Consider the following 12,774-nt stretch of genomic DNA (forward strand, 5'->3'; position numbering starts at 1 on the left):
ATAACACATCATGGATCAAAAACAGATTGAAGAAATTGTACGCAGCGTGATGGCGTCAATGGGACAAGCGGCCCCCGCGCCGTCAGAAGCAAAGTGCGCCACCACCACCTGTGCGACACCCGTGACCTCTGAAAGCTGCGCGCTGGATTTAGGTTCCACTGAAGCAAAAGCGTGGATTGGTGTTGAAAACCCGCATCGCGCAGACGTATTAACAGAACTGCGTCGCAGCACCGTGGCCCGCGTTTGTACCGGTCGTGCGGGTCCGCGTCCGCGTACCCAGGCGCTGCTGCGTTTCCTGGCCGATCACTCTCGTTCGAAAGACACCGTACTGAAAGAAGTGCCGGAAGAGTGGGTGAAAGCGCAGGGCTTGCTGGAAGTACGCTCCGAAATTAGCGACAAAAATCTCTACCTGACTCGCCCGGATATGGGCCGCCGCCTGTGTGCAGAAGCTGTTGAAGCGCTGAAAGCACAGTGTGTTGCTAATCCGGACGTACAGGTCGTTATTTCTGATGGCCTGTCAACTGATGCCATCACCGTGAACTACGAAGAGATCCTACCGCCGCTGATGGCGGGCCTGAAACAGGCTGGTTTGAAAGTCGGCACGCCGTTCTTTGTGCGTTACGGTCGCGTGAAGATTGAAGATCAGATTGGCGAACTTCTTGGCGCGAAAGTGGTGATTCTGCTGGTGGGCGAACGCCCGGGGTTAGGGCAGTCAGAAAGCCTTTCCTGCTACGCCGTTTACTCACCGCGTATGGCGACCACCGTTGAGGCCGATCGCACCTGTATCTCTAACATTCACCAGGGCGGCACGCCGCCAGTTGAAGCCGCAGCAGTTATTGTGGATTTGGCGAAACGTATGCTGGAGCAGAAAGCATCCGGCATCAACATGACCCGATAAGGAGGCATCATGCCAGCTTTAGATTTGATTCGACCGTCGGTTACCGCCATGCGGGTGATTGCCTCCGTTAACGCCGATTTTGCGCGTGAGCTGAAATTGCCGCCGCATATTCGTAGCCTTGGGCTGATTTCCGCCGACTCCGATGACGTCACCTACATTGCGGCTGATGAAGCGACCAAACAGGCGATGGTGGAAGTGGTGTATGGCCGCTCGCTGTATGCGGGAGCAGCACACGGCCCGTCACCGACTGCCGGTGAAGTGCTGATTATGCTGGGCGGACCAAACCCGGCGGAAGTGCGTGCTGGTCTGGATGCAATGGTTGCGCATATTGAAAACGGTGCGGCCTTCCAGTGGGCCAACGATGCGCAAGATACGGCATTCCTTGCACATGTGGTTTCGCGTACTGGCTCTTATCTCTCTTCCACTGCGGGTATTACGCTTGGCGATCCGATGGCGTATCTGGTGGCGCCGCCGCTGGAAGCGACTTATGGCATTGATGCAGCGTTAAAATCTGCCGACGTACAGCTGGTGACTTATGTCCCGCCGCCGTCAGAAACCAACTATTCCGCCGCATTCTTAACGGGAAGCCAGGCGGCGTGTAAAGCGGCCTGTAATGCCTTTACCGATGCAGTGCTGGAAATCGCGCGGAATCCAATCCAGCGTGCGTAACGGAGGTTGCCGATGATCAATGCACTGGGATTGCTGGAAGTGGACGGCATGGTCGCCGCAATCGATGCGGCGGATGCGATGCTGAAAGCGGCCAACGTGCGCCTGCTCAGTCATGAAGTACTTGACCCAGGTAGGTTGACGCTGGTGGTGGAAGGCGATCTGGCGGCGTGTCGTGCGGCGCTGGATGCAGGTTGTGCTGCTGCGATGCGTACCGGGCGCGTCATCAGCCGCAAGGAGATCGGTCGGCCAGACGATGACACCCAGTGGCTGGTTACTGGCTTTAACCGCCAGCCAAAGCAAGCTGTAAAGGAACCCTGCGTGCCAGCTATCGTTGCGGAATCTGCTGACGAGTTGTTGGCGCTGTTAACATCAGTACGTCAGGGAATGACGGCAGGAGAAGTGGCTGCCCACTTTGGCTGGCCGTTGGAAAAAGCCAGAAATGCGCTCGAACAGCTCTTTTCTGCCGGGACGTTACGTAAACGCAGTAGTCGTTATCGTCTCAAGCCCCATTAATCTGTCGGAGGTGCCGGGTGTCATATAACACCCGGCATTAACATCATGAAAAAGCCCCGTACAGCTAATTTGCACCATCTTTATCATGACCCCTTATCCGAAAACCTGAAGCTTACGCCGAAGGTCGAAGTGGATAATGTTCATCAACGACAGACAACGGATGTCTATGAACATGCTTTGACGATTACCGCCTGGCAGCAGATTTACGATCAGCTGCATCCGGGCAAGTTTCATGGTGAATTTACGGAAATTCTGCTTGATGATATTCAGGTTTTCCGTGAATACACCGGTCTGGCACTGCGTCAGTCGTGCCTGGTCTGGCCGAACTCTTTCTGGTTTGGTATTCCGGCGACACGCGGCGAACAGGGATTTATCGGCTCACAATGCCTGGGAAGCGCGGAAATTGCCACGCGCCCTGGCGGCACCGAGTTTGAACTGAGTACACCGGATGATTATACGATCCTTGGCGTAGTGCTTTCTGAAGATGTCATTACCCGGCAGGCTAACTTTTTGCATAACCCGGAAAGGGTGCTGCATATGTTACGTAACCAGTCGGCGCTGGAAGTGAAAGAGCAGCATAAAGCCGCGCTGTGGGGCTTTGTCCAACAGGCGTTGGCGACATTTTGCGAGAACCCGGAGAATCTTCATCAGCCTGCGGTGCGTAAAGTGCTGGGGGATAATTTGCTGATGGCGATGGGGGCGATGCTGGAAGAAGCGCAACCAATGGTGACAGCGGAAAGCATCAGTCATCAGAGTTACCGACGTTTGCTTTCCCGCGCCCGTGAATATGTGCTGGAAAACATGTCCGAACCGGTAACCGTACTGGACTTGTGTAATCAACTGCACGTCAGTCGCCGCACCTTACAAAACGCATTTCACGCTATTTTGGGCATTGGCCCGAATGCGTGGCTAAAACGCATTCGCCTGAATGCCGTACGCCGCGAACTGATAAGCCCGTGGTCGCAAAGTATGACGGTAAAAGACGCCGCCATGCAGTGGGGATTCTGGCATCTGGGGCAATTTGCCACGGATTATCAGCAACTGTTTGCCGAGAAGCCGTCACTGACACTGCATCAGCGGATGCAGGAGTTGGAGTGAGGGAGTTACACCCAATCCCTGACCTTAATAAACTCACTCAACGCCGCTTCCGGAGAGCCTGCTTCCGGCTGATAATCGTACTCCCAGCGTACCAGTGGCGGCATTGACATCAAAATAGACTCGGTGCGCCCGCCGGTTTGTAAACCAAACAGCGTCCCGCGATCCCATACCAGGTTGAATTCGACATAGCGCCCGCGGCGGTACAACTGGAAATTGCGCTCGCGTTCGCCGTATTCCATTGCTTTACGCCGTTCAACAATCGGTAAATAAGCGTCGGTGTAGCCTTTGCCTACCGCCTGCATAAAGGCGAAACAGTGGTCGAAATCTGGCGTGTTCAGGTCATCAAAGAACAGCCCGCCAATACCGCGCTGTTCGTTGCGATGTTTGAGGTAGAAGTATTCGTCGCACCACTTTTTGTAACGGGGATAAACGTCTTCGCCAAATGGCAGGCACAGGTCACGGGCGGTGCGGTGCCAGTGAATAGCATCCTCTTCAAAGCCATAGAAAGGGGTTAAGTCGAAGCCGCCGCCAAACCACCAGACGGGATCGGCACCCGGTTTTTCGGCAATAAAAAACCGCACATTCGCGTGGCTGGTGGGAATGTACGGATTATGCGGATGCACTACCAGCGATACGCCCATCGCCTCGAAACTGCGTCCGGCAAGTTCCGGGCGATGAGCGGTCGCGGAAGCGGGCATCGCGTTGCCGTGGACGTGAGAAAAGTTGACGCCCGCCTGTTCGAAAACACCACCATTACGCAACCCCCGACTACGTCCGCCGCCACCAGCTTCACGTTGCCAGCTATCTTCGACAAACTCTGCGCCATCTACGGCGGCCAGTTGCTGGCAAATTGTATCCTGAAGGTCGAGGAGGAACTGTCTAACCAGGTGTGCGTCGGGTTTCATAACTTACCGCTTTTTCGAGTGTGCTTTCTGGTTATCAAACCAGTGGAAATAACTGATCACGCCTTCAGCAATCGCTGTGGCGATTTTCTGACGAAACGCCGCCGTGCCTAATAGCCGTTCTTCTTCCGGGTTGGTGATAAACGAAGTTTCCACCAGCACCGAAGGAACCGACGGTGATTTCAACACCACAAATGCCGCTTGTTCGGTGTTGCGGCTGTGCAGTTTATGCACCGGCTTAATCTTCTTCAGAATATGCGAACCGAGCGTCAGACTATTTTTAATGGTATCTGTTTGCACCAGATCAAACAGCACTTGTTGCAATAGGTGATCCCTGTCGGTCGCCTTTTTTCCGGCAACTTCATCAGCACGGTTTTCGCGTTCGGACAAATATTTTGCCATCGCGCTACTTGCGCCACGGTTAGAGAGGGCAAAGACCGATGCACCGGCAGCTTTCGGGTTGGTAAAGCCGTCGGCGTGAATTGACATAAACAGGTCTGCGCCATGTTTATGGGCGATTTCAACGCGATCGTACAGTGGAATAAAGGTATCGCCAGAACGCGTCAGCCGCGCATCAATGCCATGATTGCGCAAAATTGAACGGACGTTTTTGGCAATCGCCAGCACCACGTGTTTTTCTTTTGACCCGTTGCGGCCAATCGCACCGGTATCAATCCCGCCGTGGCCTGGATCGAGAACGACTATCCGCTTGCCCCCGGCTTTTTTGGCTTTCGGCTTAGTGTGTCCGTTGCTGGTTTTTAAAGGTTCTTCTTTGGCGATGGCTTGTGACATTCCTGACAACGTCAGGGCAGCCAATCCGGCTTTCAGCACCTGGCGGCGCGAAGTGAGTGTTTTTAGTGGTTTAAAAGTGCTCATACGGCCTGAGTTGTAATAATGAAGTTCCAGATGTTATATCGTATCGCGTAATCCGTTACGACGGTTTGCTGGTGAGAATTGTTTTACTTTTCATTTCAATAAATGACAACGCGTCATTATGCCACTTTTTCAACCGATTTTCGTCAGATATTGGCTAATTCGGTCGTTCACGCCATAATCACCCTTTTAACCCCCAAAAAGGTAACTCATACCATGGAGATACGCGTATTTCGCCAGGAAGATTTCGAAGAGGTCATCACCCTTTGGGAGCGTTGCGACTTGCTGCGTCCATGGAACGATCCGGAAATGGACATCGAGCGCAAGATGAACCATGACGTCAGTTTGTTCCTGGTCGCGGAAGTGAATGGTGAAGTGGTGGGAACGGTGATGGGCGGTTATGACGGGCATCGTGGGTCTGCTTATTATCTTGGCGTGCATCCGGAGTTTCGCGGGCGCGGAATTGCTAACGCGTTGCTTAATCGACTGGAGAAAAAGCTCATTGCCCGCGGTTGCCCGAAAATTCAGATCAACGTGCCGGAAGACAACGACATGGTGCTCGGAATGTACGAACGCCTGGGATATGAACACGCTGATGTGCTGAGTCTGGGTAAGCGTTTGATTGAAGATGAAGAGTACTGAGTTTCATCCTGTCCATTATGATGCGCACGGACGCCTGCGTTTACCTTTTCTCTTCTGGCTTGTGCTACTGCTTCAGGCGCGAACCTGGGTGCTGTTTGTGATTGCCGGTGCGTCGCGTGAGCAGGGTACTGCGCTGCTGAATCTGTTTTATCCCGATCACGATAATTTCTGGCTGGGGTTAATTCCCGGCATTCCAGCAGTGCTGGCGTTTTTGCTGAGTGGTCGGCGGGTTACGTTTCCCCGTATCTGGCATGGGCTCTATTTTCTGTTGCTGTTGGCGCAAGTTGTTTTACTTTGCTGGCAACCGTGGCTGTGGCTGAACGGCGAATCGGTTAGCGGAATCAGTCTGGCGCTGGTAGTGGCGGATATTGTGGCGTTAATCTGGCTGCTGACCAATCGACGTTTACGCGCTTGTTTTGTGGTTGAGAAAGAATAACGGCACTTTTTTGCAAATTCGCACTCCAAGCAACGTTATTGAATAACCAAAGGAAGTGAGATGAAATCGCTGCGTTTAATGTTATGCGCTATGCCGTTGATGCTGACCGGCTGTTCCACGATGTCGTCAGTTAACTGGTCTGCCGCGAATCCGTGGAACTGGTTTGGTTCATCTACCAAAGTGAGCGAGCAGGGCGTGGGTGAATTAACGGCGTCCACACCATTACAAGAACAAGCTATTGCCGATGCGCTTGATGGTGATTATCGCCTGCGCAGCGGAATGAAAACCGCTAACGGTAATGTAGTGCGCTTTTTTGAAGTGATGAAAGGCGACAGCGTGGCGATGGTCATCAATGGTGATCAAGGCACAATCAGCCGCATTGACGTTTCAGATAGCGATATTCCTGCGGACACCGGTGTTAAAATCGGTACACCGTTTAGCGACCTTTACAGCAAAGCATTTGGCAATTGCCAAAAAGCCGATGGTGATGATCGTGCTGTCGAATGTAAAGCTGAAGGCAGTCAACATATTAGCTACCAGTTCAGCGGTGAATGGAGTGGTCCTGAAGGGTTAATGCCTTCGGACGATACCTTGAAAAACTGGAAAGTCAGTAAAATTATCTGGCGACGTTAATTTGCGTCTGAACAAACCGCTAATCACAAAAAACACGTAAAATAGCGCCCAACAATGCCACGGATTGCGTGGCATTATTATTTTCAGGAGGAACAATGTCTCAGGTTCAGAGTGGCATTTTGCCAGAACATTGCCGCGCGGCGATTTGGATCGAAGCCAACGTAAAAGGGGAAGTTGATGCCCTGCGTGCGGCCAGTAAAACATTTGCCGACAAACTGGCGACTTTTGAAGCGAAATTCCCGGACGCACATCTTGGTGCAGTCGTTGCCTTTGGTAACAACACCTGGCGTGCTCTGAGCGGCGGCGTTGGTGCCGAAGAGCTGAAAGATTTTCCGGGCTACGGCAAAGGTCTTGCGCCGACCACTCAGTTCGATGTGTTAATCCACATTCTTTCTCTGCGTCATGATGTAAACTTTTCTGTCGCCCAGGCGGCGATGGAAGCCTTTGGTGACTGCATTGAAGTGAAAGAAGAGATCCACGGCTTCCGTTGGGTTGAAGAGCGTGACCTGAGCGGCTTTGTTGACGGCACAGAAAACCCGGCGGGTGAAGAGACGCGTCGCGAAGTGGCGGTTATCAAAGACGGCGTGGATGCAGGCGGCAGCTATGTGTTTGTGCAGCGTTGGGAGCACAACCTGAAGCAACTCAACCGTATGAGCGTTCACGATCAGGAGATGATGATCGGCCGTACCAAAGAAGCCAACGAAGAGATTGATGGCGACGAACGTCCGGAAACCTCTCACCTGACCCGTGTTGATCTGAAAGAAGATGGCAAAGGACTGAAGATTGTTCGCCAGAGCCTGCCGTACGGCACCGCCAGTGGCACTCACGGTCTGTACTTCTGCGCCTACTGTGCGCGTCTGCATAACATTGAGCAGCAATTGCTGAGCATGTTTGGCGATACCGATGGTAAGCGTGATGCGATGTTGCGTTTCACCAAACCGGTAACCGGCGGCTATTACTTCGCGCCGTCGCTGGACAAGCTGATGGCGCTGTAAGCGTTTCTGATTCGATGATTAAAGGCCAGCCAATAGCATTACTGACTGGCCTCAGATTGTTGATAAAGTGCGCGTTGTACACGCCGGATGCGGCGTGAACGCCTTATCCGGCCTACAAATCGTGCTAATTCAATATATTGCAGGCTCCGCGTAGGCCTGATAAGCGTAGCGCATCAGGCAGTTTTCGTTTGTCAGCAGTCGCAGGTCAGCCAGTAACACAACTGACTGGCCTCAGATTGTTGATAAAGTGCGCGTTGTACACGCCGGATGCGGCGTGAACGCCTTATCCGGCCTACAAATCGTGCGAATTCAATACATTGCAGGGGCCGCGTAGGCCTGATAAGCGTAGCGCATCAGGCAGTATTGCGTTTGTCAGCAGTCTCAGGCCAGCCAGTAACAAAACTGACTGGCCTTTTTATTACTTCTGCTTTAATGCCGCATACACCTGATCAACTACCCAACCATAAGTTGCAATCGGTAACTGACCGCTTTCGAACATATTGGGATTTTTTTGTGGATCGGCAACTGGCGAATGGGGCTTGTTGCTTAACATCACAATCGCCATGTGATTCACCGGATCGATAACGGTCACCGTCCCGGTCCAGCCAGTGTGACCGTAGGTTTGCGGGCTTGCCAGCGTGCCAAACGTCGGCGTCATGGTGGCATTACCATTGACTCGCCAGCCAAGGCCAAAAGTGGCGTCTTCCTTTGAGCTGGTGGTGAACATCTTCACCGTTTCCGCACTGAACAGCTTCACATCGCCATAGCCACCGCCGTTCAGCATCGTTTGCATTAACACCGCAATATCGCCGGTATTGGAAAACAAGCCTGCGTGTCCGGAAACGCCGCCCATCGAATAGAACGCTTTTTCATCGTGCACCTGACCCCAGAGAGTGGAGGTGCGGATATTCGGAAAGTGGATCACGCCATCGCGGGTATTGCCGTTCAGTTCCGTCGCGGCAATTTGCTGCGGTTTAAAGCCTTTCAGCAGCGGGTTAAATACCGTATGCGTCAGGCCGAGTGGCCGATAAATCGACTCTTCAACATAGCGGTCAAGCGGCTGGCCAGTAACTGACTCGACGATAAATCCAAGCAGCATATAATCGACATCACTGTAAATATGCTTGCTGCCGGGCTGATACTCTAGCGGCGTGCGCTTGATCATCTCCAGCGTCTGGCCTTTATCCTGCGAATATAACGCGCCCGCGACCGCTTTATTCGGATATTGTGGGTCCGCTGGGAAACCGCCGCTGTGATGCAGCAGATCAGAAATCCGCAACGTGTTTTTGCCTTTGATGGTGTCATTTGTACTGTCGGCAAACCCTGGAATATATTTCGCAATCAGATCGTCGGGATGCAGTTTGCCTTCGCTCATCAGCTTTTGCAGAGCGAAGTTTGTGGCGTACATCTTGGTGTTTGAGGCCAGGTCATACAGCGTCTCGGTGGTGGCTTTTACAGGCTGCGCCATCAACACGCTGCCATCGTACTTTTTCGCCATCCCCCAGGCTTTGCGATACACAATCTGATTATCTTTAATAATCAGTAGGTTTACACCGGGATAACCGGCATCAACTTGCTGGCTAATCCAGCGATCCATCTGGTTAAGCCGTTCGACATTGAACCCTGCTTTCTCTGGCGAACTTTCTGTCAGAACAGGGTATTTTGCGGCGCTGACGCTACAGCTGACAGCCAGCAGAGAAAGATAGAGCATTGTCCGTTTCATGATCAGTCCAGATTGACGTTACGGCAGCCAAAGAGCGTGGTGAAAATAAACCCACTAACCCATGCCACCAGAATCCCACCTGCATATACCGCCATTGCCGGAAGGATACCTTGAGCGGAGGTCATCAGCGGCAGCGCCACCAGGCCAGACGGCCCGAAAGCGCTGTTTAAGCCCATCGGCAGACCCCACCAGGCTATCAGCCCGATAAACAAACCGCCCGCCGCGCCGCCTAAACAGGCGGTAACAAACGGTTTCATGCGGGGCAGGGTGACACCGTAAATCAGCGGTTCACCAACGCCCAGCAGGCCGGGAATAATCGCCCCGCGTACCTGACTGCGTAATGCGCTATGCGGTTGCGCCCGCCAGTAGAGCGCCAACGCCGCGCCCACCTGGCCCGCGCCCGCCATCGAAAGGATGGGAAATAAGCTGTTGAACCCCTGACTGTCCATTAACGCGAGGTAAACAGGAATGAAGCCCTGATGCACGCCAAACACCACGGCGATCAGGAACAGCCCGGCTAAAACCGCACAACCGAGCGGATTACTGTTCAGGTGCATAAACAACCACGACATGCCTTCAAACAGCCAGCCGCCCAGCGGCATAATGATCAGGTACGCAAGCGTAGCGGTGATCAACAGAGTGATTAACGAGGTCAGCAGCATGTCGAGATCGTCCGGCATAAAGCGGCGCACCATGCCTTCAATGCGGGCGCAGGCCCAGGCGGCAATCAACACGCCGATAATATTGCCGCGCGGATCGATGGGCAGACCGAAGAAATCGTGAAATCCGGCGTAGTAACCAGTGGTGGCAGCAGGGTTATAACCGAGCAAAAAGAGCGCGGCGATAATTGCGCCATTTACGCCTGTGCCGCCGAACGCCTGGGCCGCGTTATAGCCCACCAGAATTACCAGGAAGGTGAACAAGCCTTTGCTGAACACCTTCATAAAATTCAGCGCATCGGGCAGCGTTCCCTGAGCATCTGCCGGAACGTGCATCACCGTGGCGATTAGCGTCGCTATCCCCAGCAACAGACCTGCAGCAATAAAACCGGGGATCAGCGGCGTAAAGATGGTGGCGAATTTGGCGAGAAATTGTTGCACGCCGGAAGTTTGTCTGGCTTTTAACTGGCGTTTATTCTGGGCGGTGATCTCCGCGGCATCCTGCACGGGTGCTTCGCCCAGCAACTCGCTCATGGCTTTTGCGGCACGATGCGCTTTACCCGGCCCAAAAACGACCTGCACCTGATCGCTGGTCAAAATGACGCCCTTTACGCCTTCCAGGGTTTTGATATCGGGATCAACCAGTGAACTGTTATGTACACCCAGACGCAGACGCGTCATACAGTTACCACAGCTGGCGATGTTTCCCGGGCCACCGACCCGGGTAAGAATGGTGTTCAGAAGCTCACTGCTGATCTCTTTAGCCATGGGTTATTCCTTTTCCAGAGCTTTGCGAATAAAGCCGCCGTGTTGATCCAGGCGTTTTTTAGCTTCTGCGGCATCGAGATTTTTCAGCACCATCACAATAGCCGTTTTACAGTGGCGGTCGCAGGCAACCAATGCCGCTTCCGCTTGCTCAGCGCTACATCCGGTGGCGTTTTTGACGATATTGACCTGGCGCACATGCAGTTTTTCATTGGTAGCGACCACATCAACCATCAGGTTACCGAACACTTTGCCTGACTTAATCATCAGCCCGGTGGAGAGCATGTTGAGCACCAGTTTCTGCGCCGTGCCTGCTTTCATTCGCGAAGAACCCGTGACCACTTCGGCCCCAACAATCGGCGTAATAGCAAACTCTGCGGTAGTTGAAACGGCGCTCCCCGGATTACAGGAAATTCCCACTGTGCGGCAACCGAGCTGGCGGGCGTATTCCAGTCCGGCAATCACATACGGCGTACGACCGCTGGCGGCAATACCGACCACCACATCCTGTGCCGTTAAATTAATATTTTTCAGATCGTTAACGCCGCCTTCCCGGCTATCTTCCGCGCCTTCCACCGCGTGCTGAATGGCATATTCGCCGCCAGCAATCAAACCAACCACCAGGCCCGGTTTCACGCCGTAGGTTGGCGGACATTCACTGGCATCAAGAATACCCAGACGACCAGAGGTCCCCGCACCGATGTAAATCAGACGGCCGCCGCCGCTCACCTGGGCGTGAATAACATCGATCGCCGCTGCAATATCCGGCAATACGCGCTCAACGGCGAGTGGTACGGTTTTATCTTCATCGTTGATAATCCGGCACATTTCCAGCGTCGAAACGCGGTCAATTTCAGCCGAGGCGGCGTTCGAGCCTTCGGTAATCATCTTTTCAAGTTGCATATACAATCACCTTAAATATTTGCCTTCGAATAATTTCATCTGGAGTGAATCATATCTCCCTGCCTGATTATGTACAGCAGTGAATGTGTACAATGACAGCGTTGTGGTTATGGAAGATTTTACTTAAGATTTTCCTGAATTTAGATCCACTACTCAGCATTGATCTGTCATTCAGGTATGGTAAGGACAATAGAGCGTAATGCTCTGTATTCAAAAGGAGAAACTTGAAATGGGTAAACTCACGGGCAAGACAGCACTGATTACAGGCGCATTGCAGGGAATTGGCGAAGGAATTGCCAGAACTTTTGCACGTCATGGCGCGAACCTAATCTTGCTGGATATCTCCCCTGAGATCGAAAAGCTGGCGGACGAACTGTGTGGTCGTGGTCATCGCTGTACGGCGGTTGTCGCCGATGTGCGTGACCCGGCGTCGGTAGCCGCTGCTATCAAGCGCGCGAAGGAAAAAGAAGGGCGCATTGATATCCTGGTGAATAACGCAGGCGTTTGTCGCCTGGGCAGTTTCCTCGATATGAGCGATGACGATCGCGATTTCCATATTGATATCAATATTAAAGGCGTATGGAACGTCACAAAGGCGGTGCTGCCGGAGATGATTGCCCGCAAAGATGGCCGCATTGTGATGATGTCTTCAGTCACTGGCGATATGGTGGCCGATCCTGGCGAAACGGCGTATGCCTTAACGAAAGCGGCGATTGTTGGCCTGACTAAATCGCTGGCGGTGGAGTACGCGCAGTCTGGTATTCGCGTAAATGCGATTTGTCCGGGCTACGTGCGCACGCCAATGGCGGAAAGTATTGCCCGCCAGTCGAACCCGGAAGATCCAGAATCGGTGCTGACTGAAATGGCAAAAGCAATCCCGATGCGTCGCCTCGCCGATCCGCTGGAAGTCGGCGAACTCGCGGCCTTTCTCGCATCCGATGAATCCAGCTATTTAACCGGTACACAGAATGTGATCGATGGCGGCAGCACGTTGCCGGAGACGGTTAGCGTCGGTATCTGATTCACCTCTGTTTCCTCCCTGCATGTGTGGGGAGGATTTCGTCT

Annotated in this window: 14 protein-coding genes; 9 read left to right on the forward strand and 5 right to left on the reverse strand. The window is 53.2% G+C overall.

Annotated features, from left to right (window positions below; all coding sequences use genetic code 11):
* Positions 1 to 10 precede the first annotated feature (10 nt).
* Genes eutC through eutR form a run of 4 tightly spaced genes read left to right on the forward strand, consistent with a single transcriptional unit; the run spans position 11 to position 3,178 of the window.
* Entirely contained in the window at positions 11 to 898 is an 888-nt protein-coding gene (gene eutC, locus D9736_RS00280; RefSeq protein WP_130257419.1) for an ethanolamine ammonia-lyase subunit beta, read from the forward strand.
* A gap of 9 nt (positions 899 to 907) precedes the next feature.
* Entirely contained in the window at positions 908 to 1,567 is a 660-nt protein-coding gene (eutL, locus tag D9736_RS00285; protein ID WP_001111027.1) for an ethanolamine utilization microcompartment protein EutL, read from the forward strand.
* Between the two features lie 12 nt (positions 1,568 to 1,579).
* Positions 1,580 to 2,080, forward strand: a complete 501-nt coding sequence (eutK, locus tag D9736_RS00290; protein ID WP_130207402.1) for an ethanolamine utilization microcompartment protein EutK — start codon at positions 1,580 to 1,582, stop codon at positions 2,078 to 2,080.
* Positions 2,081 to 2,125: 45 nt separating this feature from the next.
* The gene (eutR, locus tag D9736_RS00295; RefSeq protein WP_130221994.1) at positions 2,126 to 3,178 is read left to right on the forward strand and encodes an HTH-type transcriptional regulator EutR; all 1,053 of its coding nucleotides are present in this window, start codon (positions 2,126 to 2,128) and stop codon (positions 3,176 to 3,178) included.
* 5 nt (positions 3,179 to 3,183) lie between these two features.
* Here eutR and hemF read toward each other — a convergent pair whose 3' ends face one another.
* Together hemF and amiA are read right to left on the reverse strand one after the other, a co-directional pair.
* Complete coding sequence (hemF, locus tag D9736_RS00300; protein WP_130257420.1) at positions 3,184 to 4,083, reverse strand: oxygen-dependent coproporphyrinogen oxidase; 900 nt, start codon at positions 4,081 to 4,083, stop codon at positions 3,184 to 3,186.
* Between the two features lie 3 nt (positions 4,084 to 4,086).
* Entirely contained in the window at positions 4,087 to 4,956 is an 870-nt protein-coding gene (amiA, locus tag D9736_RS00305; RefSeq protein WP_130207396.1) for an N-acetylmuramoyl-L-alanine amidase AmiA, read from the reverse strand.
* 213 nt (positions 4,957 to 5,169) lie between these two features.
* On the opposite strand from amiA, the gene D9736_RS00310 reads away from it, so the two are divergent.
* The 4 genes from D9736_RS00310 to yfeX all read left to right on the forward strand — a co-directional run bounded on the left by D9736_RS00310 (position 5,170) and on the right by yfeX (position 7,659).
* A complete protein-coding gene (locus tag D9736_RS00310) occupies positions 5,170 to 5,595 on the forward strand; it encodes a GNAT family acetyltransferase (protein ID WP_000406000.1) in 426 nt (141 codons plus the stop codon).
* Positions 5,582 to 6,031: a DUF2919 domain-containing protein gene (locus tag D9736_RS00315; protein ID WP_130257421.1), complete on the forward strand. Its 450-nt coding sequence runs from the start codon at positions 5,582 to 5,584 to the stop codon at positions 6,029 to 6,031. The genes D9736_RS00310 and D9736_RS00315 overlap by 14 nt, the downstream gene beginning before the upstream one ends.
* A 60-nt stretch (positions 6,032 to 6,091) precedes the next feature.
* A complete protein-coding gene (locus D9736_RS00320) occupies positions 6,092 to 6,664 on the forward strand; it encodes an RpoE-regulated lipoprotein (RefSeq protein WP_130216836.1) in 573 nt (190 codons plus the stop codon).
* A 95-nt stretch (positions 6,665 to 6,759) separates the two neighbouring features.
* Positions 6,760 to 7,659 carry a porphyrinogen peroxidase gene (gene yfeX / locus D9736_RS00325; RefSeq protein ID WP_000084590.1) on the forward strand — a complete coding sequence of 300 codons (900 nt, stop codon included), beginning with the start codon at positions 6,760 to 6,762 and terminating at the stop codon, positions 7,657 to 7,659.
* A gap of 418 nt (positions 7,660 to 8,077) precedes the next feature.
* Here yfeX and pbp4b read toward each other — a convergent pair whose 3' ends face one another.
* Genes pbp4b through murQ form a run of 3 tightly spaced genes read right to left on the reverse strand, consistent with a single transcriptional unit; the run spans position 8,078 to position 11,709 of the window.
* Complete coding sequence (gene pbp4b, locus D9736_RS00330) at positions 8,078 to 9,382, reverse strand: penicillin binding protein PBP4B (RefSeq protein ID WP_130257422.1); 1,305 nt, start codon at positions 9,380 to 9,382, stop codon at positions 8,078 to 8,080.
* 2 nt (positions 9,383 to 9,384) lie between these two features.
* The gene (gene murP, locus D9736_RS00335; RefSeq protein ID WP_130257423.1) at positions 9,385 to 10,809 is read right to left on the reverse strand and encodes a PTS N-acetylmuramic acid transporter subunit IIBC; all 1,425 of its coding nucleotides are present in this window, start codon (positions 10,807 to 10,809) and stop codon (positions 9,385 to 9,387) included.
* Positions 10,810 to 10,812: 3 nt separating this feature from the next.
* On the reverse strand, positions 10,813 to 11,709 hold the full coding sequence (gene murQ, locus D9736_RS00340; RefSeq protein WP_001175602.1) for an N-acetylmuramic acid 6-phosphate etherase: 897 nt from the start codon (positions 11,707 to 11,709) through the stop codon (positions 10,813 to 10,815).
* A gap of 229 nt (positions 11,710 to 11,938) precedes the next feature.
* On the opposite strand from murQ, the gene ucpA reads away from it, so the two are divergent.
* Positions 11,939 to 12,730: an SDR family oxidoreductase UcpA gene (gene ucpA, locus D9736_RS00345; RefSeq protein ID WP_000517431.1), complete on the forward strand. Its 792-nt coding sequence runs from the start codon at positions 11,939 to 11,941 to the stop codon at positions 12,728 to 12,730.
* Positions 12,731 to 12,774: the final 44 nt, after the last annotated feature.

It is taken from the genome of Escherichia sp. E10V10 (assembly GCF_004211985.1).
Lineage (GTDB): Bacteria > Pseudomonadota > Gammaproteobacteria > Enterobacterales > Enterobacteriaceae > Escherichia.